The organism is Paracoccus pantotrophus (genome assembly GCF_008824185.1).
Taxonomy (GTDB): Bacteria; Pseudomonadota; Alphaproteobacteria; order Rhodobacterales; family Rhodobacteraceae; genus Paracoccus; species Paracoccus pantotrophus.
In genome coordinates, this window is the sequence record NZ_CP044426.1 from 557,374 (window position 1) to 581,589 (window position 24,216).

General features: G+C 69.1%; 23 protein-coding genes. 14 read left to right on the forward strand and 9 right to left on the reverse strand.

The genetic code is table 11. The features are described from left to right. Positions 1-33 precede the first annotated feature (33 nt). The 3 genes from ESD82_RS13175 to ESD82_RS13185 are packed head-to-tail and all read left to right on the forward strand — an operon-like array spanning position 34 to position 3,348. The gene (locus tag ESD82_RS13175) at positions 34-1,401 is read left to right on the forward strand and encodes a DUF1800 domain-containing protein (RefSeq protein ID WP_147428156.1); all 1,368 of its coding nucleotides are present in this window, start codon (positions 34-36) and stop codon (positions 1,399-1,401) included. 12 nt (positions 1,402-1,413) lie between these two features. Next, a complete protein-coding gene (locus ESD82_RS13180) occupies positions 1,414-2,595 on the forward strand; it encodes a DUF1501 domain-containing protein (protein ID WP_147428155.1) in 1,182 nt (393 codons plus the stop codon). A 21-nt stretch (positions 2,596-2,616) separates the two neighbouring features. Then, a complete protein-coding gene (locus tag ESD82_RS13185; protein WP_147428154.1) occupies positions 2,617-3,348 on the forward strand; it encodes a GNAT family N-acetyltransferase in 732 nt (243 codons plus the stop codon). A 2-nt stretch (positions 3,349-3,350) separates the two neighbouring features. Here the strand turns inward: ESD82_RS13185 and ESD82_RS13190 are convergent, their stop codons facing one another. Further along, the gene (locus ESD82_RS13190; protein ID WP_024843103.1) at positions 3,351-4,079 is read right to left on the reverse strand and encodes a response regulator; all 729 of its coding nucleotides are present in this window, start codon (positions 4,077-4,079) and stop codon (positions 3,351-3,353) included. 136 nt (positions 4,080-4,215) lie between these two features. Here ESD82_RS13190 and mce point away from each other — a divergent pair, with 136 nt between their 5' ends. After that, positions 4,216-4,620 carry a methylmalonyl-CoA epimerase gene (gene mce, locus ESD82_RS13195; protein ID WP_024843102.1) on the forward strand — a complete coding sequence of 135 codons (405 nt, stop codon included), beginning with the start codon at positions 4,216-4,218 and terminating at the stop codon, positions 4,618-4,620. Further along, positions 4,620-4,880, forward strand: a complete 261-nt coding sequence (locus ESD82_RS13200; protein WP_024843101.1) for a DUF1467 family protein — start codon at positions 4,620-4,622, stop codon at positions 4,878-4,880. Before mce ends, ESD82_RS13200 begins: the two co-directional genes overlap by 1 nt. Here ESD82_RS13200 and ESD82_RS13205 read toward each other — a convergent pair. Both ESD82_RS13205 and ESD82_RS13210 read right to left on the reverse strand, forming a co-directional pair. Beyond that, positions 4,846-5,547, reverse strand: a complete 702-nt coding sequence (locus ESD82_RS13205; protein ID WP_147428340.1) for an EI24 domain-containing protein — start codon at positions 5,545-5,547, stop codon at positions 4,846-4,848. The two genes, ESD82_RS13200 and ESD82_RS13205, sit on opposite strands and share 35 nt — an antisense overlap. Continuing rightward, complete coding sequence (locus ESD82_RS13210; RefSeq protein ID WP_147428338.1) at positions 5,547-6,113, reverse strand: nitroreductase family protein; 567 nt, start codon at positions 6,111-6,113, stop codon at positions 5,547-5,549. The genes ESD82_RS13205 and ESD82_RS13210 overlap by 1 nt, the downstream gene beginning before the upstream one ends. A 105-nt stretch (positions 6,114-6,218) precedes the next feature. Here ESD82_RS13210 and ESD82_RS13215 point away from each other — a divergent pair, with 105 nt between their 5' ends. Next, positions 6,219-6,467, forward strand: a complete 249-nt coding sequence (locus ESD82_RS13215) for a DUF167 domain-containing protein (protein ID WP_024843098.1) — start codon at positions 6,219-6,221, stop codon at positions 6,465-6,467. A 26-nt stretch (positions 6,468-6,493) separates the two neighbouring features. Here ESD82_RS13215 and ESD82_RS13220 read toward each other — a convergent pair whose 3' ends face one another. Next, entirely contained in the window at positions 6,494-6,745 is a 252-nt protein-coding gene (locus ESD82_RS13220) for a hypothetical protein (RefSeq protein WP_024843097.1), read from the reverse strand. A gap of 128 nt (positions 6,746-6,873) precedes the next feature. On the opposite strand from ESD82_RS13220, the gene ESD82_RS13225 reads away from it, so the two are divergent. Both ESD82_RS13225 and ESD82_RS13230 read left to right on the forward strand, forming a co-directional pair. Further along, a complete protein-coding gene (locus tag ESD82_RS13225; protein ID WP_024843096.1) occupies positions 6,874-7,611 on the forward strand; it encodes a M48 family metalloprotease in 738 nt (245 codons plus the stop codon). Positions 7,612-7,850: 239 nt separating this feature from the next. Next, a complete protein-coding gene (locus ESD82_RS13230; RefSeq protein ID WP_147428153.1) occupies positions 7,851-8,207 on the forward strand; it encodes a hypothetical protein in 357 nt (118 codons plus the stop codon). 5 nt (positions 8,208-8,212) lie between these two features. Here the strand turns inward: ESD82_RS13230 and ilvN are convergent, their stop codons facing one another. The 3 genes from ilvN to ESD82_RS13245 form a co-directional block, all read right to left on the reverse strand. After that, positions 8,213-8,773: an acetolactate synthase small subunit gene (gene ilvN / locus ESD82_RS13235; RefSeq protein ID WP_024843094.1), complete on the reverse strand. Its 561-nt coding sequence runs from the start codon at positions 8,771-8,773 to the stop codon at positions 8,213-8,215. 15 nt (positions 8,774-8,788) lie between these two features. Then, positions 8,789-10,543 carry an acetolactate synthase 3 large subunit gene (locus ESD82_RS13240; RefSeq protein WP_024843093.1) on the reverse strand — a complete coding sequence of 585 codons (1,755 nt, stop codon included), beginning with the start codon at positions 10,541-10,543 and terminating at the stop codon, positions 8,789-8,791. A 164-nt stretch (positions 10,544-10,707) separates the two neighbouring features. Further along, positions 10,708-11,553 carry an arginyltransferase gene (locus ESD82_RS13245; protein WP_024843092.1) on the reverse strand — a complete coding sequence of 282 codons (846 nt, stop codon included), beginning with the start codon at positions 11,551-11,553 and terminating at the stop codon, positions 10,708-10,710. 231 nt (positions 11,554-11,784) lie between these two features. On the opposite strand from ESD82_RS13245, the gene ESD82_RS13250 reads away from it, so the two are divergent. Continuing rightward, the gene (locus tag ESD82_RS13250) at positions 11,785-14,586 is read left to right on the forward strand and encodes a [protein-PII] uridylyltransferase family protein (protein ID WP_147428152.1); all 2,802 of its coding nucleotides are present in this window, start codon (positions 11,785-11,787) and stop codon (positions 14,584-14,586) included. Between the two features lie 777 nt (positions 14,587-15,363). Here the strand turns inward: ESD82_RS13250 and ESD82_RS13255 are convergent. Together ESD82_RS13255 and carA are read right to left on the reverse strand one after the other, a co-directional pair. Continuing rightward, a complete protein-coding gene (locus ESD82_RS13255; protein WP_147428151.1) occupies positions 15,364-17,430 on the reverse strand; it encodes a glycosyltransferase in 2,067 nt (688 codons plus the stop codon). 100 nt (positions 17,431-17,530) lie between these two features. Then, the gene (gene carA, locus ESD82_RS13260) at positions 17,531-18,679 is read right to left on the reverse strand and encodes a glutamine-hydrolyzing carbamoyl-phosphate synthase small subunit (RefSeq protein ID WP_024843089.1); all 1,149 of its coding nucleotides are present in this window, start codon (positions 18,677-18,679) and stop codon (positions 17,531-17,533) included. 168 nt (positions 18,680-18,847) lie between these two features. Between carA and ESD82_RS13265 the strand changes: the two genes are divergently transcribed. The 5 genes from ESD82_RS13265 to ESD82_RS13285 all read left to right on the forward strand — a co-directional run bounded on the left by ESD82_RS13265 (position 18,848) and on the right by ESD82_RS13285 (position 24,158). Then, positions 18,848-19,312, forward strand: a complete 465-nt coding sequence (locus tag ESD82_RS13265; protein WP_024843088.1) for a GatB/YqeY domain-containing protein — start codon at positions 18,848-18,850, stop codon at positions 19,310-19,312. A 205-nt stretch (positions 19,313-19,517) separates the two neighbouring features. Then, entirely contained in the window at positions 19,518-20,555 is a 1,038-nt protein-coding gene (locus tag ESD82_RS13270) for an NAD(P)-dependent alcohol dehydrogenase (protein WP_147428150.1), read from the forward strand. 5 nt (positions 20,556-20,560) lie between these two features. Continuing rightward, complete coding sequence (gene xylB, locus ESD82_RS13275) at positions 20,561-22,021, forward strand: xylulokinase (protein ID WP_147428149.1); 1,461 nt, start codon at positions 20,561-20,563, stop codon at positions 22,019-22,021. A 247-nt stretch (positions 22,022-22,268) separates the two neighbouring features. Then, the gene (locus ESD82_RS13280) at positions 22,269-23,153 is read left to right on the forward strand and encodes a helix-turn-helix domain-containing protein (RefSeq protein WP_147428148.1); all 885 of its coding nucleotides are present in this window, start codon (positions 22,269-22,271) and stop codon (positions 23,151-23,153) included. Positions 23,154-23,252: 99 nt separating this feature from the next. Continuing rightward, positions 23,253-24,158, forward strand: coding sequence for an ABC transporter substrate-binding protein (locus ESD82_RS13285; RefSeq protein ID WP_024843084.1), 906 nt, complete (start codon positions 23,253-23,255; stop codon positions 24,156-24,158). Positions 24,159-24,216: the final 58 nt, after the last annotated feature.

Sequence of the window (24,216 nt, forward strand, 5' to 3'; positions counted from 1 at the left end):
CATGGGGGCGATTTCCCCTGCAAGGATGATTGCATGAGCTTTGGATTTCCCGAACTGGCGGCGATCCGGCTGGGCTTTGGTCTGTCGCCGCTGATGCCGCCGCCCGCCGATGTCGAGGCGGTTCTGGCCGGTCCCGCAAGCGCCGGTCCTGGCCCCGAGGCGATGACCACCGAAAAGGCCAGCGCCTTCGCGACGCGGTTTCGCGAACTCCGCCTGGCCCGGCGCGAGGAGCGGCCCGAGCCGCCCGAGGGGCAGGAGGCCGAGCGCCGGCTCGGCGAACTGCCGGTCGAGGGCCTGCGCCTCCGGGTGATCCGCGCCCTGGACGACCCGATCGGCTTCGGCGAAAGGCTGGTGCAGTTCTGGGCCGACCATTTCACCGTCCGCGCGGCCGACAAGATGAACAATGCGCTGGCGCTGGCCTTCGTGGACGAGGCGATCCGCCCGCATGTGAACGGCCGGTTCGAGGACATGTTCCTTGCCGCCGACACCCATCCGATGATGCTGGTCTATCTGGACCAGATCTCCAGCCGCGGACCGGGCTCGCCCGTCGCCCGGCGCCGCCCGGATCGCCATTTCGGGCTGAACGAGAACCTGGCCCGCGAGGCGCTGGAGCTGCATTCGCTGGGCGTGGGCGCCGGCTACGACCAAAAGGACGTGCGCGAACTGGCCAAGCTGCTGACCGGGCTCAGCTTCTCGCATCAGGCGGGCTTCGCCTTTCGCCCGCTCTGGGCCGAGCCGGGCGCCGAGACGGTGTTGGGCCGGGCCTATGGCGGCGGCCGGCGCGACGGGCTCGACGCCATCCGCGACGCCTTTCGCGACATCGCCCGCCGGCCCGAGACCGCGCGGCATCTGTCGCGCAAGCTGGCGGTGCATTTCGTCTCGGACGACCCGTCCGAGGATCTGGTCGAGGCCATGGCGGCCACCTGGCGCGACACGGGCGGCGACCTGCCGCAGGTCTATCGCGTGCTGGCCAGCCATCCCGACCTGGCGTCCGGCCTGCGGCAGAAGGTGCGCCAGCCCTTCGATTTCTGCGTGGCCGGGCTCAGGGCGCTGGGCATCCGCGGCGAAGGGATCGCCCGGCTGGAACTGTCCGCGTTCCGCCGCATCGCCTGGGGCCCGCTCGAGGCCATGGGCCAGCCCTGGGGCCGGCCCAAGGGCCCCGACGGCTGGCCCGAGGCGGCCGATGCCTGGATCGCGGCGCAGACCCTGGCCGCGCGGATCAACTGGTCGCTGCGCATTCCCCGCCTGCTGCTGGACGAATTGCCCGACCCGCGCGAGATGCTGGTCTCGGCCTTCGGCGGCACGCAATCGGCGGAACTGGCCTGGGCCGTACCCAAGGCGGAATCGGCGGCCGAGGGCGTGGCGCTGATCCTCGCCTCGGGCGATTTCAACCGGCGATAGGAGGATGGGCAGATGCTGACACTGGACCGGCGCCTGTTTCTGAAGGGGGCGGCGCTGATCGGCTGCTCGGCCGCGGCGCATCCGCTGATGAGTTCGATGACCTTCGCGGCGCTGCCGGGCGAGAACCGGCTGGTCGTCATCATCCTGCGCGGGGCCATGGACGGGCTGGACGCGATCCAGCCCTATGGCGACCCGATGCTGCGCAAGCTGCGCCGCAGCCTGTCGGTCGGGCCGGAAAACGGTGCGCTGGACCTCGATGGCTTCTATGCGCTGCATCCGCGGCTGGAGCCGCTCTTGCCGCTGTGGCAAAAGGGCGAGCTGGCCTGCGCCCATGCCGTCTCGACCCCCTATCGCGACAAGCGCAGCCATTTCGACGGCCAGGATCTGCTGGAGGCGGGCACCGGCAACGACCTGCCGGTGGACCGGCGGGTGGGTGGCTGGCTGAACCGGCTGCTGCAGGCGATGCCGGACGCCACGGCCGAGACCGCCTATTCCGTCGGCGTCGAGCAGATGAAGATCCTGACCGGCAAGGCCGCGCATCTCAGCTGGGCGCCGCGGGCCTGGCTGAAGCTGTCGCCGCAGGCGCAGATGCTGCTGGAGCATGTCTATCACGACGACCCGCTGTTTCGCGACGCGGCGCAGGATGCGACGCAGATCAGCGCCGAGACCTCGGACCTGGGCAAGATGCCGGGGCCGACCGCCGATGCGCAGGCGCTGGCCGCCTTTGCCGCCAGCCGGCTGAATGCCGCAAGCCGCATCGCCGCCTTTTCGCTGGCCGGCTGGGACAGCCATGCCAACCAGGCCGCCGTGCTGGGCCGGGGGTTGGACCGGCTGGCGGCGGCGATCCTGAAGCTGCGCGAAGGCCTGGGGCCGAACTGGGATCGCACCACGGTTCTGGCCATGACCGAGTTCGGCCGCACCGTGCGCGAGAACGGCTCGGGCGGGACAGATCACGGCACCGGCGGCGCGCTGTTGATGGCAGGCGGCGCGATCCGGGGCGGTCGCGCCTTCGGCGACTGGCCGGGCCTGGGCGAGGGCCAGCTTTATGCCGGCCGCGACCTGATGCCCACGCGCGACATCCGCGCCTATGCCGCCTGGGCCATGCATGGGCTGTTCGGGATCGCGCGCGACAGGCTGGAGCGCGAGATCTTTCCCGGCCTTGACCTTGGCGGCGATCCGCGGATGCTGGCCTGAGCCTTCGCCGGAGCTCTGCCCATGTCCCAGGATCATCTCGACCGCGCGCCCGCGCCTTCGGCCCAGGGCGGCGGCTTGCGGCCGACCGGCCCGCTGGTCGCGGGCTTCGCTCCGCCGTCCCCGCCCGGTCCTGACCGGATCGAGGGCCGCCATGTGCTGCTGGAGCGCCTGGACCCCGACCGCCATGCCGAGGATCTGTTTGCGGCCAACCAGGGGCAGGATTGGGTCTGGGACTACCTGGGCTATGGCCCCTTTGCCGATCTGCCGGCCTATCGCGCCTGGCAGGCCGGGATGGCGGCCAAGGCGGACCCGTATTTCTATGCCCTGCGCGACCGCGCGACCGGCAAGGTCGGCGGGCTTGCCTCGTTCCTGCGCATCGACCCGGCCAATGGGGTGATCGAGATCGGCCATATCGAGATCGCGCCGCCGATGCAGCGCAGCCCGGCCGCGACCGAGGCCATCTCGCTGATGATCGGCTGGGCCTTCGATGCGGGCTATCGTCGGGTCGAATGGAAATGCGACGCGCTGAACGCCCCGTCCCGCCGGGCGGCACTGCGCTATGGCTTCGCCTTCGAGGGCGTTTTCCGCCAGCACATGATCTACAAGGGCCGCAACCGCGACACGGCCTGGTATGCGATCATCGACCGCGACTGGCCTGCCCTGGCGCGTGCGCACCAGGCATGGCTCGCGCCCGGCAATTTCGATGCCGAGGGGCGCCAGCGGCAAAGCCTGTCGGCGCTGACCGCGGGCTAGGCTTATGCGTTCCGCGCGCTTGCCAGCCGGTCCTGCACCAGCCCGCTGATCCGCGCCAGGCCGGTGGCGAGCGCCCGGCCCTGTGCATGGTCGCGCGCCAGCGTGGCCGCCGCATCCTCCAGCATCCGGTCATGGGCCGAGCGCGCAACCCCGGCCAGGAAGCGCGCGATATAGTCGATGGCCGCGGTGTCCTCGGCCTCTGCCAGCACGTCGGCGACATGCGCCAGATCGTCGCGCAGCGCCTCGGGATCGGCGGGGATCGTCTCGTCGGGCAGGATGCGCAGTCCTTGCGGCCGCGCATCGGGCGGCAGGGCGGCCAGGATCGCCTCCTGGAACAGCGCCAGGCTTTCGACGGGTTTCGCCAGGAAACCGTCCGCGCCGGCCGCGATCGCCGCCTCGCGCCTGGCCGGGTCGCCCGAGATGCCCAGGATTACCGGCACCCGCGGCATGGCGCGGGCGATGGTGGCGATCATGTCGGCACCGTCGCCGTCGGGCAGGCCCATGTCCACGATCACCGCCCCCGGCCGGTAGGTCTTTAGATGCCGCAGGGCCGAGCGGATGCTGTCGGCCCGCCGGATGCGCGCGCCCGAGCGCAGGCACAGCAGCCGCACCGCCTCCGAGGCGACGCGCGAATCCTCGACCACCAGCACCGTCAGCCCGGTCAGCGGCCGGTTCGGCAGGGTGGCCCGCCAGGTGGGAAAGTCTTCCGCACCGATGTTTTCCTGTTCCATCTCGTAAAATCCTAACTGGGAATCACATTCTGTCCCAAGGATTGCGCGTTTTCCCTAAGAAGCGGTTAACGGCGGCTTCTTTTCCTTTCCCCCGCGGGGCTCTGGCCTTAGAAGGGCGCAAATGACGGAGGAAGTGATGATCGGACGCCTGAACCATGTCGCCATCGCCGTGCCCGACCTGAAGGCGGCGGCAGCGCAATATGAAAACAGCCTTGGCGCCAGGGTGGGCGCGCCGCAGGACGAGCCCGATCACGGCGTCACCGTCGTCTTCATCGAATTGCCGAACACCAAGATCGAATTGCTCTATCCGCTGGGCGACGAAAGCCCGATCAAGGGCTTCCTGGAAAAGAACCCCTCGGGCGGCATCCATCACATGTGCTTCGAGGTCGACGACATCCTGGCCGCCCGCGACAAGCTGAAGGCCGAGGGCGCGCGCGTGCTGGGCAATGGCGAGCCGAAGATCGGCGCGCATGGCAAGCCGGTGCTGTTCTTGCATCCCAAGGATTTCAACGGCTGCCTGATCGAGCTGGAGCAGGTCTGATGAGCCTGACCGGGGGCATCGTCCTTTACGCCGTGCTGTGGTTTCTGGTGCTGTTCGTGCTGCTGCCGATCGGCCAGCAAAGCCAGGCCGATGTCGGGCAGGTGACGCCCGGCACCCCGGCCGGCGCCCCGCATGAGCCCAAGCTGAAGAAGAAGGCGCTGTGGGCGACGCTGATCGCCGCCCTGGTCTGGGGCGTGATCGCCTATGTCATCATCGCCGGGGTCATCACCCGCGCCGACCTCGAGGCCTGGACGCGCTGAGATGGTAGAGGTGGGTGAAGCCCGCCGCCGCCAGCACCGGGACGACCACGTTCAGGACCGGCACCGTCAGCAGGGCCGCGATCAGCACCCCCAGCGCCGTGGCCTGCACCGCCAGGCCGCGGCGCAGCGCGGTCGCCTGCGGCTCGTGCAGGTGGCGCCGCGCCGCCATCTGGAAGAACTCGCGCCCCAGCAGCCAGCCGTTGCCGCCATAGAACAGCAGCGAGGCCAGCGGGCCCAGGAAGGGCGCCAGCGCCAGCGTGACCAGCGTGACCAGGATCACCGCGCCCATGACCGCCAGCGATTCCCAAAGCCCGTCCCAGAAATCGATGGGCAGGCCCTTGTTGCCGGGATAATGCGTCTCTTCGATCGCTTCCGAAACCCGCTCGGCGAACAGCCCCGAAAAGCTCGCGGCGACCGGGATCATCAGGAAGATGCTCATCAGCGGGAACAGCAGCGGCGAGCCCCAGGACAGCGCCGGCGCCAACGGCACCGGGCCGATCCAGGGCAGGGCCAAGGTCTCGGGCGCAAAGGCGCGGATCGCCCAGAACGCCCCGACCTGCAGCGCCACCAGCAGGGCCAGCGTCAGCGCCACGCCAAGCGCGACCACGCCGAAGATGCGCGGCCGCAGCAGGTCGCCCCAGGCCAGAATCAGCGCCCGCAGCACCATCACAGGAAGGTCGTCTTGGCCGCGACATCCGGGCGCGGACGCTCGGGCGGGGTCGGGCCGCGCCGGCCGATATGGATCAGCCCGACGATGCGCTCGCCCGCGCCCAGGCCCAGATGGGCGCGGGCGAAATCCGGCTCGGCCGCCGGGCCGGTCAGCCAAGCCGCGCCATAGCCCGCCGCCAGCGCCGCGTTCACCAGCTCCAGGCAAACCGCGCCCGCGGACAGGAACTGCTCCCATTCCGGCACCTTGGGGCTTTCGACCGGGGTCGAGACCACCGCCACGATCACCGGCGAGCCAAAGGCGGAGCGCGCCTTTTCCGCCGCCGCCTCGTCCCCGCCCTTGGCCAGCACATGCTGGGCCAAGACGGGCGCCAGCCGGTCCAGCGTCGCGCGCTCCAGCACCGTGAAGCGCCAGGGTTCCAGCTTGCCGTGGTCGGGCACGCGGGCGGCCAGTTCCAGCAGTTCCATCAACGCCTCGCGCGAGGGGGGCGGGCCGGTCAGCAGTTTCGGCGGGTGCGAGCGTCGGCGTGCCAGGAAGGCCAGGGTGGCGGGATCGGCATATTCCATTCGGTCCTCGTCGGGTTCGCGCATGTCCTGCCCTTCAGATAGCCGCGCCGGCCCGCCGGCACCAGCCGGCATTGCCTTTTTCGCCGCGCCCGGCTTGAAAGGGGCATGACCGACCTTAGCCATCTTGCCCGGCCCGGCGCCGAAATCGCCGTCCGCGTCACCCCGCGCGCCTCGCGCAACGCGGTGATCCTGGACGGCGAGGCGATCCGCGTCACCGTCACCGTGGTCCCCGAGGACGGCAAGGCCAATGCCGCGGTGGTCAAGCTGCTGGCCAAGGCGCTGGGGGTGGCCAAGTCGCGGCTGGTGCTGGTCCGCGGCGCCACGGCGCGCGACAAGCTGTTCCGCATCGACTAGCCGGCCCGACTGGCTGGACCGACGAGCTAGCCGCGTTGCAGCCGATAGTTGCCCTCGGGCAGGTTCAGCGCGGCGCGCAGCTCTTCCAGCTGCTCGATGGTCAGGACGATCTGCGCCAGCTCGCCGGTATCGGGGTCGAATTGCTCGACCACGACGCGGTCGTCGAAGCTGTGGATGACCACATCCTCGTTCAGCGGGCGCGAACCGATCTCGCCCTGCGGCAATTCGTCGATCAGGGTGATGACGGTCGCGTCGAAATCATGCTCGATGGTGAACATCGGGGATCCTTCCCGTTCGGCTTTCCCCGACAATCGCGTGATATTGCGGCCGGGGCAAGTCCGGGGCTTGGCGCGGGGCGGCCGCCACGGCTAAAGTGGCGCAAACACCGGGCAGGCGAGGGCGGCAGATGATCAGGACATGGCAGGCGGTGGCGGCGGTCGTGCTGGTGCTTGCGGGCTGTGTCGCCGCGCCCGTGCCGCAGCCGGGCGGGCCCGATGTCGTCATCACTCCCGCCCCGGACACGCCGGCCAATGCCTCGGCCTCGGCGCGCACCTTCGTCTCGGTCGTCAGCCGCATGGAGCCGGCGGTTGAGCGCGAATGCCTGCAGCGGCGCACCCAGCCGATCAACTGCGATTTCCAGTTCGTCGTCGATGACCGCGCGGGGCTCGAGCCGAATGCCTTCCAGACCGTCGATCCCAGCGGCCGGCCGATCATCGGCTTTACCCTGTCGCTGATCGGCGAGGCGCGCAATGCCGACGAGCTGGCCTTCGTCATCGGGCACGAGGCGAGCCATCACATCCTGGGCCATATCAGCCGCAAGACCGGCGCCGCGACCGTGGGCGCGGTGATCCTGGGCGGGCTGGCCAGCGCCTATGGCGGCGATCCCGAGACGATTCGCACCGCGCAGGATTTCGGCGCCCAGTTCGGCGCCCGCTACTACTCGAAGGATTGGGAGCTTGAGGCCGATTACCTGGGCGCGATCATCACGCTGAATGCCGGTTTCGATCCCGAGCACGGCGCGCTGTTTTTCGCCCGCATCCCCGATCCGGGTGATAAAATTCTGGGCACCCACCCGTCGCGCAGCGCGCGGATGGGGCAGGTCGCGCGGGCGGTGGCCGATTACCGGGCGGGCCGGGTGCGCTAGCGTGGCCGCCGCGGCATTGCCGCAAGGGCTACGATCCGAACGGAACGGTTTGTTTTTGCGAAGGAAAGTTGCGATCCTGGCAATCTGCGGACGTAAAAGATCAATTTGCTTGCCGATTCTGCCCCGAACTGAACTGTTCCGCCAAAAATTGCTTTCATAGGCGAGAAATTGCCGATAGTTTCCCGCTTGGGCTGGGTCACGTCCTCGTTTGCCGGGCGGCTTTGTGTTTAGGAGCTTTCATGATCGGGGTTATTTTATGGAGCAGTCCGGCCAAGGAAAAGGCCGTGATCTGGTGCGAGGATCATGGCGCCCTGGCCTATTTGCAGGGCAGGGAGAACCTGTTCGTCCCGACGGAATGGCCCGAGGCCGGCGATCTGGTCGAGCTTGAGTTCGAAATGCAGGCCGACCTGCGCCATGCCCGCCTTGTCAGCATCGTCGGGGGCGACAAGCGGTCGCAACTGCCCGGCCTGCTGCGGGACATGGGCGAAAGGAACAGGGACGGAAAGGCCGCACCGGCCCGTCCTGTGTTGCGGGTGATCTCGAACGCCGAAGGCGAGGCGCAAGAGCGGCCACTGAAACTGGTGGCCGCCCGCTGATTCGTTCAGGCGCCGCGCGCCAGCGCGGCGACGCCGGTCCGGGCCTGGTCCGACAGGCCCAGCGGCCGCATCAGCTCGGCGAAGGCGTCCAGCTTTTCGGGCGTGCCGGTGATCTCGAAGACAAAGCTTTCCAGGGTCGAATCGACCACGCTGGCGCGGAAGATCTCGGCGATCCGCAGCGCCTCGACCCGCTTGTCGCCCTTGCTCGTGACCTTGAACAGGCCCAGTTCGCGCTCGACGCAGGGGCCCTCGACGGTCAGGTCGTGGACATCATGCACCGGCACGATGCGGCCAAGCTGCGCCTTGATCTGCTCGATCACCGCGGGCGTGCCGCGGGTGACGATGGTGATGCGCGAACGGTGGCCCAGGTGGTCCACCTCGGCCACGGTCAGGCTGTCGATATTGTAGCCGCGCCCGGAAAACAGGCCGATGACCCGCGCCAGCACGCCCGGCTCGTTCTCGACCAGCACGGCAAGCGTGTGGCTTTCGATGATCTGGGCGTTCGGGTCGCGCAGGTCATAGGCCGAATGGCTGGATGCGCCTTTCTGGATGTTCAGTGCCGCCATGTTCTTCTCCTAACCTCAGACCAGGGCCGCGCCGGCGCCGGTGATGGCGCCTTCGGTCGATGCCTCGCCCAAGAGCATCTCGTTATGCGGCTTGCCCGAGGGGATCATCGGGAAGCAGTTCTCGTGCTTTTCGACCAGCACGTCCAGGATGAACGGGCCGTCATGGTCGATCATCTCCTGGATGGCCGCGTCCAGGTCGGCCGGATCCGAGACCGTGCGCCCGCCGCAGCCAAAGGCCTCGGCCAGCTTGACGAAATCGGGCAGGCTTTCCGACCAGCTCTGGCTGTAGCGTTCGCCATGCAGCAACTGCTGCCATTGCCGGACCATGCCCAGGCGCTCGTTGTTCAGGATGAACTGCTTGACCGGGGCGCGGAACTGCACCGCCGTCGCCATTTCCTGCATGTTCATCAGCCAGGACGCCTCGCCGGCGACGTTGATCACCAGCGCCTCGGGATGCGCGACCTGCACCCCGATCGAGGCGGGCAGGCCATAGCCCATGGTGCCCAGCCCGCCCGAGGTCATCCAGTGGTTCGGATCCTCGAAATGCAGGAACTGCGCCGCCCACATCTGATGCTGGCCGACCTCGGTGGTGAAATAGGGCTTGCGCGCAGCGGTCAGCGCCTGCAGGCGCTGCAAGGCGTGCTGCGGCTTGATGACCTTGTCCGAGTTGCGATAGGCAAGGCAGTTGCGCGCCTTCCATTGCTCGATCTGCGCCCACCATGCCCGCAGCGGCTCGGCATTGGTCTTGCGGCCGCGGGCCTTCCAGACCTTCAGCATGTCTTCCAGCACATGGCCGACATCGCCGACGATGGGCAGGTCGACATGGATCACCTTGTTGATCGAGCTGGGGTCGATGTCGATCTGCGCCTTGACCGAGCCGGGGCTGAAATCCGCGACCCGCCCGGTGATGCGGTCGTCGAAGCGCGCGCCGACCGCGATCATCAGGTCGCAATCGTGCATGGCCATGTTGGCCTCGTAAAGCCCGTGCATGCCCAGCATGCCGATCCAGCCCTTGCCCGAAGCCGGATAGGCCCCCAGCCCCATCAGCGTCGAGGTGACGGGAAAGCCCGTCGCATCCGCCAGTTCGCGCAGCAGCTGGCTGGCGCCGGGGCCGGAATTGATGACGCCGCCGCCGGTATAGAAAATCGGCCGCTCGGCCGTCTCCATCAGCTCGACCAGCCGGGTGATGGTGGCCAGGTCGCCCTTTTTCGCCGGCTGGTAGCTGGGCGTCTCGATCTGCTTGGGGCCGACATATTCGCCGGTGGCGAATTGCACGTCCTTTGGGATGTCGATCAGCACCGGCCCCGGCCGGCCCGAGGTGGCAATGTGGAAGGCCTTGTGGATCGTCGCCGCCAGCTCGTCCGTTTCCTTCACCAGCCAGTTGTGCTTGGTGCAGGGTCGGGTGATGCCGATTGTGTCGGCCTCCTGAAAGCCGTCGGTGCCGATCAGGAAGGTCGGAACCTGGCCGGTCAGCACGACGATGGGGATCGAATCCATCAGCGCGTCGGTCAGCCCGGTGACGGCATTGGTCGCGCCGGGACCGGACGTGACCAGCACCACCCCCGGCTTGCCGGTCGAGCGGGCATAGCCCTCGGCCATGTGGACGGCGCCCTGTTCGTGGCGCACCAGGATGTGCTTGATGTCGTTCTGCTGGAAGATCTCGTCATAGATGGGAAGTACCGCCCCGCCCGGATAGCCGAATACCGTATCGACGCCCTGATCGCGCAGAGCCTCGATAACCATCCTTGCACCCGTCATCTGTCGGGACATGCCCATTCTCCATCTCTGAACAAAAACGCGGCGGGGATGCCGCCCCGCTGCGACGCGGAAAACTATGGGTCTGGCGCGGTGCGGTCAATGGCGATTGTCCAAGAAAATGACCCGCTGCCGCAAAATCTTGAAATATTCTTACCGAAGCCGCGCTTTTTCGGTAATCATTTCCGGCTCGCGGGCAGGTTGATGCGCGCCACCTGCTCGACGATGGGGTCGATGGACAGCGGGTGAATGTCGGAGGTGTGCTGCGCCGGGTCGCCGATCGGCTGCCAGACGCCGCCCTTGTAGATCTCCAGCGCCGAGAACTTGGCCTTGTAATCCATCTTGCGGCTGCCCGGCACCCAATAGCCCAGATAGACGAAAGGCAGGCCGGCGCTGCGCGCCAGCTCGATATGGTCCAGGATGATGTGGGTGCCCAGGCTCATGCCCTCCAGCGCCGGGTCGTAGAAGCTGTAGACCAGGCTCAGCCCGTCATCCAGCACATCGGTCAGGCAGACCGCGACCAGCCGGTCGCTGCCGGGCGGGGGCGGAGTTTCGCTGCTGTCGCACTGGTGCGTGCGATATTCGATGACGCGGGTGCGCACCGGCGTCTCCTCGATCATCGCGGCGAATTCGAAGATGTCCATGTCGGCCATGCCGCCATCGGCGTGGCGTTCGTCCAGATAGGCGCGAAACAGCTCATATTGCTCCTCGGTCGCCCAGGCGCTGGTGGCGAGGCGGCGCAGATGCGCGTTCCTGCGCAAAACCCGGCGCTGCGTGCGCGAGGGATGGAACTCGGACACCCGGATGCGCGCCGACATGCAGGCGACGCAGCTTTCGCAACTGGGCCGGTAAAGCACGTTCTGCGAGCGGCGGAAGCCCTGGCGCGACAGGGCGTTGTTCAGCTCATTGGCCGAATCGCCGGTCAGCGCGGTGAACAGCTTGCGCTCGGCCCGGCCATGCAGATAGGGGCAGGGCTGCGGCGCCGTCACATAGAATTGCGGCGCATGAGGCAGGCTGTGCCGCATCAGCCGCGCCCCCGGCGTCTGGGGCGCGCCGCGCCTGGCGGCGCATGCTGCGGTCGGGTCATTCTCATCTCGGCGCGCATTGGCGGCGGTCGGGGCTGCGTTGTCGATTGCTCTCAGGCCGAGCCTAGCAACAGTTGCACCTCGCGCCAAGCAGGGAAAGCCGCAAGCATTGAACCTCTCGGTCCATTCGCGCGGCATTGACGCGGCCTTGGCTGCGGCTAGGCTGCGGCCATGGATTTCGTCGCCCGCATCACTCGCCTGCCCATCCCTGCCGACCCTGCCCGCGGCCTCTCTGCGCTGCAAGCGACCGGGATCGCCGATCCCCGCCTGGGCGAGCTGATCCGGGGCGCCGCCGGGTGCAGCCCCTATCTGGCCGGGCTGATCGAGCGCGAGGCCGACTGGCTGACCGGCGCGCTGGCGCATGAGGATGTCGTCACCCGCGAGACGGCGGGGTTCGAGACGCTTTCCGCCGATGCGCTGGGCCCGGCGCTGCGCCGCGCCAAGCGGCGGGTGGCGCTGTGGACGGCGCTGGCCGATCTGGGCGGGGTCTGGCGGCTGGAACAGGTGACCGGGGCGCTGACCGACCTGGCCGACCGGGCCACCGACCTGGCCCTGCGCGCCCATGTCGCAGCCGAGCAGGCGCGCGGCAAGCTGCCCCCGACCGGGGCCGAGGCCGGCGGCATCGTCGCGCTGGCCATGGGCAAGATGGGCGCGGGAGAGCTGAACTATTCCTCGGATATCGACCTGATCGTGCTTTACGACGACGGCGCCTATGACCCCGACGACCAGTATGATGCCCGCGCCGCCCTGATCCGCGCCACCCGCAAGGCGGCGGCGACGATCTCGGATAATACCGACCAGGGCTATGTCTTCCGCACCGACCTGCGGCTGCGGCCGGATGCGGCGGTGACGCCGGTCTGCATCTCGATCTCGGCGGCGCTGGCCTATTACGAGGCCGAGGGCCGCACCTGGGAACGCAGCGCCTATATCAAGGCGCGGCCCTGCGGCGGCGATCTGGCGGCGGGCGCGCGCTTCCTGCGCGAGCTGCGCCCCTTCGTCTGGCGGCGGCACCTGGACTTCGCCGCCATCCAGGACGCCCACGACATGCGGCTGCGCATCCGCGACCACAAGGGGCTGCACGGCCGCATCGAGGTGCCAGGCCACAACATGAAGCTGGGCCAGGGCGGCATCCGCGAGATCGAGTTCTTCACGCAGACCCGCCAGCTGATCGCCGGTGGCCGCGACCCCGACCTGCGCGCGCGCGGCACGGTCGAGGGGCTGGCGCGGCTGGCCGAAAAGGGCTGGGTGCCGCCCGAGGTCGCCGATGAGCTGACCGCGCATTACCGCGAGCATCGCGAGATCGAGCACCGCATCCAGATGGTGAACGACGCCCAGACCCATTCGCTGCCCGCCTCGGCCGAGGGGCTGGACACCATTGCCCGCATGATGGGCGAGGCCGACACCGCCGCCTGGTCGGCGCGCCTGGCCGGACGGCTGGCGCGGGTCGAGGCGCTGACCGGCGATTTCTTCGCCCCCGGCGAGCAGCGGGCGCGCCCGAAGCTCTCGGCCGAGGCCGAGGCGATGGTGGAACGCTGGCGCAGCTATCCCGCGCTGCGCTCGGCCCGCGGCCGCGAGGTCTTTGCCCGGATCGAGCCGGACCTCCTGACCCGCCTGACCGCCGCCGCCCATGCCGAGGAGGCGCTGGCGCGGTTCGACGCCTTCCTGGCCGGGCTGCCGGCGGGGGTGCAGCTCTTCTCGCTTTTCGAGGCCAATCCGCAGCTGATCGAGTTGATCGCCGACATCTGCGGCACGGCGCCGGGGCTGGCGGCCTATCTGGCGCGCCACCCCGAGGTGCTGGACGGGGTGCTGGCCGGCAGCTTCTTTTCCGCCTGGCCCGGCGCGTCCGCCCTGCGCCGCCAGCTCGACCAGGTGCTGGATGCGGCGCTGGCCGCGCCGGACGGCGGCTATGAACAGGCGCTGGACGCGGCGCGGCGCTGGGCGCATGAGGGGCAGTTCCGCATCGGCGTGCATCACCTGCGCAGCCTGATCGGCGCCGAGGAGGCGGGCGGGCAATATGCCGATGTCGCCGATGCCGCCGTGGCCGCGCTGTTTCCGGTCGTCGCGGCCGAGCTTGCCCGTCGCCACGGGCCGCTGCCGGGCCGGGGGGCGGTGGTGCTGGGCATGGGCTCGCTGGGCGCGCGGCAGCTGAACGCCGCGTCGGACCTGGACCTGATCGTGATCTACGACGCCGCCGGACAGGACAGTTCGGACGGGCCGAAGCCGCTGGCGACGCGGGCCTATTACGCGCGGCTGACCCAGGCGATGATCACCGCGATCTCGGCGCCGACCTCGGCCGGGCGGCTTTACGAGGTGGACATGCGGCTGCGCCCCTCGGGGCGGCAGGGGCCGGTGGCGACCTCGGTGCAAAGCTTCCGCGACTACCAGATGACCGAAGCCTGGACCTGGGAGCATCTGGCCCTGACCCGCGCCCGGGTGATCGGCGTCTGCGGCGCCGATGCCGCCGCGCTGGCCGAGGAGGTCGAGGCGCTGCGCGTCGAGGTGCTGCAAAGCCGCGGCACCGACCCGCGGGTGATGCCGGACCTGTCCGGGATGCGGGCCCGCATCTTTGCCGCCAAGGCCCCGGACGGCGCCTGGGAGGCCAAGATCGGCCGCGGCCGGTTGCAGGACATCGAGCTGCTGGCGCAATGTTTCGCGCTGCGGGCCGGTTCGGCGGCGCGGGCGGTGCAGGCGCAGTTGCGCACCGGTCCGCGGACCGGGCTGATCGGCGGCGCGGAGGGCGAGACGCTGGCCTCGGCCCGGCGTTTCCTGTGGAGCCTGCAATGTGCCGGCCGGCTGCTGACGGAAAAGCCCTTGGACATGGACAACCTGGGCAAGGGCGGTCAGGCCTTCCTGTTGCGCGAGACCGGCACGGCCTCGCTGGAGGAACTGGCCGCGCGGCTGGCCGCGACGGTCGAGACCGCGGGCGCGATCATCGACGGCGTCCTGGCCGGGGTCGAGGCGCAGGCCGGATAGGCGCCGGGGGGATCCGGCGTCGCCGGTTCGCGACCGGTCGAGCCAGGCAGGAAGCCCGCGGTGGGTCAAGCGCCCGCCTTAGTCGCCCATGCCCGCAGGGCGCTGCGACAGGCATTGCGCCATGCGCTGCGAGCGGGAACCGGGCGGCAGAAGCATCTGGCCCCGGCCGGTTCTGTCTGGTGCCAAGAAGCCGTTGCAGGCTCCGCCACCCGCGCTGCAGCCGATGCCGAGCCCGGCTTGGCCGCTCCTGCCTGCCGGGTCTGTGACGGGCTTTGCTTCGCATGCTGCAAGTGAAAACAAGGCGGCAGCAGACGCGCCCGGTCCGGCGGCGCCTGCTCGCATCCGGAAGCCGCGGCGGGGAGGCGCCCGCCCGTGGTTCAGTCTGCACCGAGCGCCCGGCTTGGCCGCTCCTGTCCGCAGGCGGTCGCGACGGGCATCGCTTGGCGCGCGGCAAGCGAAAACCGGGTAGGAAACGCACCCGGCTTGGCTGAACTGCGCGACGACCTGGTCCGCCTGATGCAGGACTTGGTCCGCATTCTGACCCTGAATTCGCCGGGCCGCAGGCCCGCGAAGACCTGCAGGCGCGGCTGGCGCCCCCCAGGGCTGGGCCTGTACACTGGTTCGCGCCCATCGCGCGCCCGGCGGCAGCCAGAGCTTTCCGCGTCGGAACCTGGTCGCTGGCCACCGGGCGCATGCCCGCCAGGGCTTTGCTCCGCGCCAAGGGGCCCCCGCAACCCGCGGTTCGCGCGGCCGGCGTCGCCAAGCAGCAGCATCGGCTCAGTCGATCTTGCCCAGCAGGGGGACCAGCAACGGGTCCGCTGTGGCGGCGATGGCGCGCGCGGGCTGCCCGGCGGCGGTTTCGCGCAGGGGGATCAGCCGGCCGGCGGGCGGCGGGGCGGGCTCGGGCGGCTCGTCCAGACTGGCCTCGAAGATGCCGTGCTGGGTCTTGTCCCAGTAGAAGGGCTTGACCACAACCTCGTAGATCGCCTTCCAGGCCGCCAGGCAGCCGAGCGGGAAATATAGGTGCAGCGTCGGCACCCAGGGCAGCAGGTGGCGATGCGCCCGCCCGCGCACCGCCCAGAGGCCGATGGCGATGTTGAGCAGTTCCGAAGCCACGAACAGCGCGAACAGCAGGGCGATGGCATGGCCGCCCAGCAGGCCCGACAGCATGTCCCGCATCGGATGCGGCAGGCCCAGGCTGAGCAGCCAGAAGCTCCACAGCACCGGCGCCAGCAGGTATTGCGAGACCGAGGCGAAAAGCTGCACCTGCAAGCCGACGAAGCGCCGCGTTCCCAGGTCGCGCCACAGCGCCGCCGGGTCGCGCATATGCACGCCCCAGGTCATCGCGAAGCCCTTGAGCCAGCGCGAGCGCTGCTTGACCCAGGGGATCAGGCGGCAGTTCGCCTCTTCATGGGTCACGGTGTCCAGCATCTGCGTGCGATAGCCGCGCCGGGTCAGGCGCACGCCCAGGTCGGCGTCCTCGGTCACGTTCCAGGCGTCCCAAGCACCGATCTCCTCCAGCGCCTCGCGGCGAAAGAACAGCGTCGTCCCGCCAAGCGGGACCACCAGGTCCAGCGCCGCAGCCCCGGCCAGCGTGGCGCGGAACCATGATGCGTATTCGATGGTGAAGGCGCGGGCCAGCCAGTTGGTGCGCGGGTTGTAATAGTCCAGCACGCCTTGCAGGCAGGCCACTTCGGGCGGGGCGAAATGAAAGCCGCGCGCGACCTTGTGCAACTGGCCGGGCTCGGGGCGGTCCTCGGCGTCCCAGACGCCGATGATCGAGCCGCGGCAGAAGTTCAGCGCATAGTTCAGCGCCCGCGGCTTGGTGCGCACCGGCCCGTCGGGCACCTCGACCACGCGCAGCCAGCGCGGCAGCCGGACGCCACGCAGCGCCTCGCAGGTGACGCGGTCGGTCTCCTCGACCACGATCAGGATGTCCATCAACTCGCGCGGGTAGTCCAGCCGCGACAGCCGGCCGATCAGCTTTTCGGCGATATCGGCCTCGGCGAACAGCGGCACCATGACCGAGATCACCGGCAGCGGCGCCGTCATCTCGGGCTGCGGCCGGGCGCCGCGCGCCGGCTTTTGCAGGCGGTCCTGCCGGTGCCGGCGCAGGATGGCGGCAAAGGAGAACAGCTTCAGCGTGGCCGAGGCGACCAGCGTCAGCACCGCCCAGGCCGTCAGCAGCGCGATCACCGCAGCAGGCGCCAGCACCAGCCCCAGCGCCGCCGCCGCCATCAGGCCCAGGGCGATGCGGCCCAGGCGGCGCTCGTTGCGGGTGCGGCAACTTTCCTGGGCGGGCACGCGGGTTTCGGCCTGGCGGATCAGCGCGGTGCGGCGCAGGGCCAGGATCGCCTCGCGCGCGTCGTTTTCCGAACACAGCAGCATGCGCACCGCGCCGAAGCCCCTGGGCAGGCGGTCCTGCAATGCTTCGAAGCCTTCGGGCCGGGCGGTGGCGATGAAGGTGACACCGCCGACCCGGCGCCAGGGCACCGCGCCCTCGGCCAGGCAAAGCTGGGCGCCCATCGCGTCGACCAGCCGCGGATCGGGCGGCAGCGCCTTGAGGTCCAGCACGCTGGCGCGCCATTGCCGGGACAGGGCGCGCAGCAGCGCCTCTTCCCGCACCCAGCCGTTCGCCAGGAGGATCCCGCCCAGCCGCGCGGATTGGCGCTGGCGCATGACCAGGGCCTTGAGCAGGTCGCGCGGCTCGACCGCGCCGTCCTCGATCAGTATCTGGCCCAGCGGGCGCAGGTCGCGGGTCGCGATTACCGTGCCGGTCGTGGCGGGCGCGGCGTCCTCGGCCGGGGCGCCGGCAAGGGGCCAGATGAGGGCGGTGCGGGCCATAGGCGATTCCCGGTCTGGGTCGTTCCGACCCCCTCTCTGGCATGCAGAGGGTTAAGAACCGGTTAACCGCGGTCTGGCCCGTCCTTAGCCGGCGTTTCGATCAGCCGCGCCGGCTGCGCATCGCCTCGGTGAAACGCTCGAACAGATAGGCGCTGTCTTGGGGACCGGGGCTGGCCTCGGGATGGTATTGCACCGAGAAGACCGGCTTATCGGCCACGCGCAGCCCGCAGTTCGAGCCGTCGAACAGGCTGACATGGGTCTCGATCACGCCTGCGGGCAGGGTCTGGGCATCGACGGCGAAGCCGTGGTTCATCGAGGTGATCTCGACCTTGCCGGTTTCCACGTCCTTGACCGGGTGGTTCGCGCCGTGATGGCCGTGGTTCATCTTCACGGTATGGGCGCCAAGCGCCAGCGCCAGCATCTGGTGGCCCAGGCAGATACCAAAGATCGGCAGGTCGCGGTCCAGCAGTTCCCGGATCATCGGCACGGCATATTCGCCGGTTGCGGCCGGGTCGCCCGGACCGTTGGACAGGAACACGCCCTCGGGGTCATGCGCCAGCACCTCCTCGGCGGTGGCGGTGGCGGGCAGCACCGTCACCTCGGCGCCGCTTTGCGCCAGCGAGCGCAGGATATTGCGTTTCGCACCGTAATCGACGGCAACGACGCGGAAGGGCTTCTTTTCCTCGGACTGGCCGAAGCTGCCGGGCCAGGACCACAGCCCCTCGCTCCAGCGATAGCTTTGCCGGCAGCTGACCTCCTTGGCGAGGTCCAGGCCGACGATGCCCTTCCAGCCGCGCGCCTTGGCGACCATGGCGGCGATGTCGAAATTGCCCTCGGGGTCATGGGCCAGCACGACATGGGGCGAGCCCTGCTGGCGGATCGCGCGGGTCAGGCGGCGGGTATCGACGCCGCCGATACCGATGCGGCCGCGCCGGGTCATCCAGTCGATCAGGTCGGCGCTGGCGCGCCAGTTCGAGGGCTCGGTCGGATCCCATTTCACCACGATGCCCGAGGCAACGGGCTCGGGCGCCTCGTCGTCCTGTTCGGTCACGCCGGTATTGCCGATATGGGGGAAGGTGAAGGTCACGACCTGGCTGGCATAGGAGGGATCGGTCATGATCTCCTGATAGCCGGTCATCGCGGTATTGAAGACCAGTTCGGCCACCACTTCCCCGACCGCGCCGAAGCCCTGGCCGTGGAACACGGTGCCGTCGGCAAGCGCAAGACATGCGGTCGGTTTCTGGGGCATCGTCACTCTCCGGGTAAATCGGCGGGAACCTAGGTAAAGGGCGCAGGCGCGTCAAGGCGGGAACGGGCGGCATGCGGAACTTTGCGGCCGGGGCGGGGTTGAGCGCACGGCTTGACGGCGGGGGCGAAGCCGGGCACCACCCGGCGGAATACATTCAGCGAGGATCACATGGGACTGCGCGAACGCATTCTGGCCGATACGAAAGAGGCGATGAAAGCCAAGGACTCGGCGCGGCTCTCGACGCTGCGGCTGATCTCGGCCGCGATCAAGGACCGCGAGATCGCCGCCCGCGGCGAAGGCGGCGACGAGGCCGGGCTGGCCGAGGCCGACCTGACCGCCATCCTGTCCAAGATGGTCAAGCAGCGCCAGGAATCGGCCAAGGCCTATGAGGAGGGCGGCCGGCTGGAACTGGCCGAGCGCGAGCTGGAGGAGATCAAGGTGATCCAGTCCTACCTGCCGCGCCAGCTGGACGCCGAGGAAACCCGCGCCGCCATCGACAAGGCCATCGCCGAGCTGGGGGCCGAGTCGATCCGCGACATGGGCCGGGTCATGGCCGAGCTGCGCGCCCGCCATGCCGGCCAGATGGATTTCGGCGCCGTCGGGCCGATGGTCAAGGACCGGCTGATGAAGTGAGCTGATTCTCGGGCCTCACCGGGTCCGAGCATCGCCGCAGCTCCGCCGCGCATAGCTTTCGCGGCTCAAGGCTGATACAATTATTCTTCTGATGGGCAAAAGCTCGCGCGGCGCGCGGGTTTTTGTTTACAGTGGCCCCGACTCGCCGCCAAAGACGCGAGTCGAGGGCGCCCGAAGCGCGGCGCGGCCATCAGGAGGACGGGCGATGAAGGCATTGGTGCTGGAAGAAAAGGGCAAGCTGTCGCTGCGGGATTTCGACATCCCCGCCACGCTGGGGCCCAGGGACGTGCGGATCAGGACGCATACGGTCGGGATCTGCGGCTCGGACGTGCATTATTACACCCATGGCAAGATCGGGCATTTCGTGGTCCGCGACCCGATGGTGCTGGGGCATGAGGCTTCCGGCACGGTGATCGAGGCCGGGGCCGAGGTCACGAACCTGAAGCCCGGCGACCGCGTCTGCATGGAGCCGGGGATTCCCGACCCGACCTCGCGCGCCGCGAAGCTGGGGATCTACAACGTCGATCCCGCCGTGACCTTCTGGGCGACGCCGCCGGTGCATGGCTGCCTGACGCCCGAGGTGATCCATCCCGCCGCCTTCACCTACAAGCTGCCCGACAACGTGAGCTTTGCCGAGGGCGCGATGGTCGAGCCCTTTGCCATCGGCATGCAGGCCGCGCTGCGGGCGCGCATCCAGCCGGGCGACGTGGCGGTGGTGACGGGCGCCGGCCCTATCGGCATGATGGTGGCGCTGGCGGCGCTGGCCGGTGGCTGCGCGCGGGTGATCGTGGCCGATCTCGCCCAGCCCAAGCTGGACATCATCGGCGCCTATGACGGCATCGAGACCGTCAACATCCGCAACCGCCCGCTGGCCGAGGCGGTGGCCGAGGCGACCGAGGGCTGGGGCGCGGACCTGGTCTTCGAATGCTCGGGCGCCGCGCCGGCGATCCTGTCGATGCACCAGCTTGCGCGGCCGGGGGGCGCCATCGTGCTGGTCGGCATGCCGGTCGATCCGGTGCCGGTGGACATCGTCGGGCTGCAGGCCAAGGAACTGCGGGTCGAGACCGTATTCCGCTATGCCAATGTCTACGACCGCGCCATCGCGCTGATCGCCTCGGGCAAGGTGGACCTGAAGCCGCTGATCTCGGCCTCGATTCCCTTTGCGGACAGCATCGCCGGTTTCGACCGCGCCGTCGAGGCGCGCGAGACCGATGTGAAATTGCAGATCGTCATGCCGGAGTGAACGCCATGTATCTGGGGATCGACCTTGGCACCTCGGGCATCAAGGCGATGCTGGTGGACGAGACCTTCGCGACCGTCGGTGTCGCCCATGCGGGCCTGACCGTCAGCCGCCCGCATCCCGGCTGGTCCGAACAGGCGCCGGCCGACTGGATCGCCGGGGCCGAGGCCGCCATCGCCACGCTGCTGCGCGAGCATCCCGAGGCCATGGCGCGGCTGCAGGCCATCGGCCTGTCGGGGCACATGCACGGGGCGACGCTGCTGGACGCTTCGGACCGGGTGCTGCGGCCCTGCATCCTGTGGAACGACGGCCGTTCGGGGCCGCAATGCGCCGAGCTGACGGCGCGGGCGGATTTCCACGGCATCGCCGGCAACCTGGTGATGGCCGGGTTCACCGCGCCGAAGCTGCTGTGGGTGGCGCAGAACGAGCCCAAGAACTTCGAGCGGACCGCCAAGGTGCTGCTGCCCAAGGATTACCTGCGGCTGTGGCTGACCGGCGAGCATGTGGCCGAGATGTCGGATGCCGCGGGGACGCTGTGGCTGGACGTGGGCCGCCGCGACTGGTCGGATGTGCTGCTGGCCGCGACCGGGCTGACGCGCGCCCAGATGCCGCATCTGGTCGAGGGCAGCGACGTGTCCGGCCATCTGCGCGCCGATCTGGCGGACCGCTGGGGCATCCCGCGCGTGCCGGTGGCGGGCGGCGGCGGCGACAATGCCGCCACGGCCTGCGGCATGGGGGTGATGGTGCCGGGCACCGGCTTCCTGTCGCTGGGCACCTCGGGCGTGCTGTTTGCCGCGACCGAATCCTACGCGCCGAATACCGGAGACGCGGTACATACCTTCTGCCATGCCGTGCCGGACACCTGGCACCAGATGGGGGTGATCCTGTCTGCGACCGACAGCCTGACCTGGCTGTCCGAGATCACCGGCAAGGCGGTGCCCGACCTTGCCGCGCTGGTCGGCGAGGTGACGGCGCCCTCGCCGGTGCTGTTCCTGCCTTACCTGTCGGGCGAGCGCACGCCGCTGAACGATCCGGGCGCCACCGGCGCCTTTCTGGGCCTGCGCCGCGCCACCGGGCTGGCCGACCTGGCGCAGGCGGCGATGGAGGGCGTGGCCATGGCCTTTGCCGATTGCGTCCATGCGCTGCGCAAGGCCGGCACCCCGATCGAGGCCGCCTATGCGGTCGGCGGCGGTGCGCGCTCGCGCGCCTGGCTGCGGATCATGGCCTCGGCCACCGGGCTGACGCTGCTGGAGCCCGAGGATGGCGATTTCGGTGCCGCCTTCGGGGCGGCCAAGCTGGCGGCGGCCTGCGCCACCGGCGACAGGTCCGAGCGCGTCTTCGCCAAGCCGGCTGTTCGCGCCGAGGTTGTGCCAGATGCCGGATTGGCGGATGCCTATGCGAAAAAGTATGAGGCCCATCACGCGGCTTATCCGCGGCTGCGGGATCTGGCTGCGCCACACGCGCGATAGCGTTAACAGCGGGTTTTTCCGAAAAAGCAGGCCCATGACGCTGCGGTGCGGCATAAATTTTCTGCCGTGCAGAAAGATCTTGCCGCGCCGATTTCCTTGGGCCTCTTCAATTCCCGCGCGATTTTGGTCAAAAAAGTATCGGTATTTTTTTCGCCCTGATGTGGATCGCCGCCGGGCATGAAGCCTATGGTTCCTGAACGTCCGCGGCAGGTCCGGCAGGGCCCGCGACGTGCAGGGAGGAAGGCGAATGCAACCCGATCTGGAACTGGTCCACATCCGCAAGGGCGAATCCTTCGCCGCGTGGATGCACGGCTATCCGTTCCGCACGGTGCGCTGGCACTACCATCCCGAATACGAAATCCACCTGGTCGTCGCCACCTCGGGCACATTCTACATCGGCGACCATGTCGGCAGCTTCCAGCCCGGCCAGCTGATCATGACCGGGCCGAACCTGCCGCAGAACTGGATCAGCGACATCCCGCCCGGCGAGGCGGTGCCGCTGCGCTCGCTGGTGATCCAGTTCCCCGAAGCCTTCATCGAGGAGGCCAGCGCCGCCATGCCCGAGATGGAGGCGCTGCGCCCGCTGCTGGACCGCTCGCGCCGCGGCTTGCTGTTCGACGGCGCGACCAGCGCCCGCGTCCGCCCGCTGATGGAACGGCTGGTCGAGGCGCAGGGCCTGCGCCGCCTGGCGCTGTTCTGGGAGATCCTGGACCTGCTGGCCCATGCGCCGGAATACGAGGTGCTGGCCAGTCTCAGCTTCGAGCTGGACCTGACGCGCACCCATGACGGCGGCATCAACCGCGCGCTGGCCTATCTGCGCGAACACCTGACCGAGCAGGTCGAGGAGGGCGAGCTGGCCGAGATGGTCGGGCAAAGCCAAAGCGCCTTTTCCCGCGCCTTCAAGCGCCATACCGGCACGACGCTGGTGCGCTATCGCAACCAGCTGCGCGTCGACCTGGCCTGCCAGATGCTGCTGACTGATCCCGACATCAAGGTAGCCGAGATCTGCTATGAGGTCGGATTCTCGAACCTGTCGAACTTCAACCGGCATTTCCTGAAGCTCAAGGGAATGTCCCCCTCGCAGTTCCGCGCGACATTCGCGGCCCAGAAGGCGCTGGTCATGGCGGACTGACAAGAACCGACATTGCGAATTTCACCAATTCGGGCGGCGCGGCGCCGCCCGGAGACGCGCAGGCTTTGCCTGCTTTCATCCAGATGGGAGGGAACCCAGATGAAATCGAAACTGCTTACCGCCTCGGCCGCGCTGGCGCTCATGGCGGCCCCGACGCTCGCGCAGGACAAGCTGAAAATCGGCATGACCTTCCAGGAGCTGAACAACCCCTATTTCGTGTCCATGCAGGAGGCGCTGAACGAGGCCGCCGCCAGCCTGGGCGCGGATGTGGTCGTCACCGATGCCGGTCATGACGTGGCCAAGCAGATCTCGGATGTCGAGGACATGCTGCAGCAGAACATCGACATCCTGCTGCTGAACCCGACCGACAGCGCCGGGATCGAGGCCGCCGTCCACGCCGCCAAGGCCGCGGGCGTCACCGTGGTCGCGGTCGATGCGAACGCGAACGGCCCGGTCGATACCTTCGTCGGCTCGAAGAACCGCGATGCCGGCTACATGTCCTGCAAGTATCTGGGTGAGGCGCTGGAGGGCAAGGGCGAGGTCGCGATCCTCGACGGCATCCCGGTGGTGCCGATCCTGCAGCGCGTCGAGGGCTGCAAGGCCGCGCTGGAAGAGTTCCCGGATATCACCCTGGTCACCACTCAGAACGGCCGCCAGGACCGCTCGGTCGCCCTGGGCGTGGTCGAGAACATGATCCAGTCGCATCCGAACCTGGCCGGCATCTTCTCGGTCAATGACGGCGGCGCCATGGGGGCGCTGGCGGCGATCCAGGGCGCGGGCAAGGACATCAAGCTGACCTCGGTGGACGGCGCGCCCGAGGCGGTCCAGGCCATCGCCGCGGGCGGCCCCTTCATCGAGACCACCGCGCAATTCCCGCGCGACCAGGTCCGCGTCGGCCTGGCCATGGCGCTGGCGCAGAAATGGGGCGCCCGCGTGGTGCCGAAGGAAGTGCCGATCGACGTGATGATCGTCGACGCCGAGAACGCTGCCGAGTTCAGCTGGTAAGGGTTCCTCCCCGCTCCCGTCCCCGCATGTCGCGGGGGCGGGACATTTCCCAGCCATT

What these genes read in the sequence shown, in the direction of transcription:
- ESD82_RS13180 (WP_147428155.1), top strand. Translation starts at nt 1,414, where the DNA reads ATGCTGACACTGGACCGGCGCCTGTTTCTGAAGGGGGCGGCGCTGATC.
- ilvN (WP_024843094.1), bottom strand. Translation starts at nt 8,773, where the DNA reads ATGGCGGCACTGAACATCCAGAAAGGCGCATCCAGCCATTCGGCCTAT.
- ESD82_RS13215 (WP_024843098.1), top strand. Translation starts at nt 6,219, where the DNA reads ATGACCGACCTTAGCCATCTTGCCCGGCCCGGCGCCGAAATCGCCGTC.
- ESD82_RS13185 (WP_147428154.1), top strand. Translation starts at nt 2,617, where the DNA reads ATGTCCCAGGATCATCTCGACCGCGCGCCCGCGCCTTCGGCCCAGGGC.
- ESD82_RS13200 (WP_024843101.1), top strand. Translation starts at nt 4,620, where the DNA reads ATGAGCCTGACCGGGGGCATCGTCCTTTACGCCGTGCTGTGGTTTCTG.
- ESD82_RS13225 (WP_024843096.1), top strand. Translation starts at nt 6,874, where the DNA reads ATGATCAGGACATGGCAGGCGGTGGCGGCGGTCGTGCTGGTGCTTGCG.
- ESD82_RS13280 (WP_147428148.1), top strand. Translation starts at nt 22,269, where the DNA reads ATGCAACCCGATCTGGAACTGGTCCACATCCGCAAGGGCGAATCCTTC.
- ESD82_RS13205 (WP_147428340.1), bottom strand. Translation starts at nt 5,547, where the DNA reads ATGGTGCTGCGGGCGCTGATTCTGGCCTGGGGCGACCTGCTGCGGCCG.
- mce (WP_024843102.1), top strand. Translation starts at nt 4,216, where the DNA reads ATGATCGGACGCCTGAACCATGTCGCCATCGCCGTGCCCGACCTGAAG.
- ESD82_RS13210 (WP_147428338.1), bottom strand. Translation starts at nt 6,113, where the DNA reads ATGGAATATGCCGATCCCGCCACCCTGGCCTTCCTGGCACGCCGACGC.
- ESD82_RS13220 (WP_024843097.1), bottom strand. Translation starts at nt 6,745, where the DNA reads ATGTTCACCATCGAGCATGATTTCGACGCGACCGTCATCACCCTGATC.
- ESD82_RS13255 (WP_147428151.1), bottom strand. Translation starts at nt 17,430, where the DNA reads ATGGCCCGCACCGCCCTCATCTGGCCCCTTGCCGGCGCCCCGGCCGAG.
- ESD82_RS13250 (WP_147428152.1), top strand. Translation starts at nt 11,785, where the DNA reads ATGGATTTCGTCGCCCGCATCACTCGCCTGCCCATCCCTGCCGACCCT.
- ESD82_RS13245 (WP_024843092.1), bottom strand. Translation starts at nt 11,553, where the DNA reads ATGCGGCACAGCCTGCCTCATGCGCCGCAATTCTATGTGACGGCGCCG.
- ESD82_RS13230 (WP_147428153.1), top strand. Translation starts at nt 7,851, where the DNA reads ATGATCGGGGTTATTTTATGGAGCAGTCCGGCCAAGGAAAAGGCCGTG.
- carA (WP_024843089.1), bottom strand. Translation starts at nt 18,679, where the DNA reads ATGCCCCAGAAACCGACCGCATGTCTTGCGCTTGCCGACGGCACCGTG.
- ESD82_RS13175 (WP_147428156.1), top strand. Translation starts at nt 34, where the DNA reads ATGAGCTTTGGATTTCCCGAACTGGCGGCGATCCGGCTGGGCTTTGGT.
- ESD82_RS13265 (WP_024843088.1), top strand. Translation starts at nt 18,848, where the DNA reads ATGGGACTGCGCGAACGCATTCTGGCCGATACGAAAGAGGCGATGAAA.
- ESD82_RS13240 (WP_024843093.1), bottom strand. Translation starts at nt 10,543, where the DNA reads ATGTCCCGACAGATGACGGGTGCAAGGATGGTTATCGAGGCTCTGCGC.
- ESD82_RS13190 (WP_024843103.1), bottom strand. Translation starts at nt 4,079, where the DNA reads ATGGAACAGGAAAACATCGGTGCGGAAGACTTTCCCACCTGGCGGGCC.
- ESD82_RS13270 (WP_147428150.1), top strand. Translation starts at nt 19,518, where the DNA reads ATGAAGGCATTGGTGCTGGAAGAAAAGGGCAAGCTGTCGCTGCGGGAT.
- xylB (WP_147428149.1), top strand. Translation starts at nt 20,561, where the DNA reads ATGTATCTGGGGATCGACCTTGGCACCTCGGGCATCAAGGCGATGCTG.
- ESD82_RS13285 (WP_024843084.1), top strand. Translation starts at nt 23,253, where the DNA reads ATGAAATCGAAACTGCTTACCGCCTCGGCCGCGCTGGCGCTCATGGCG.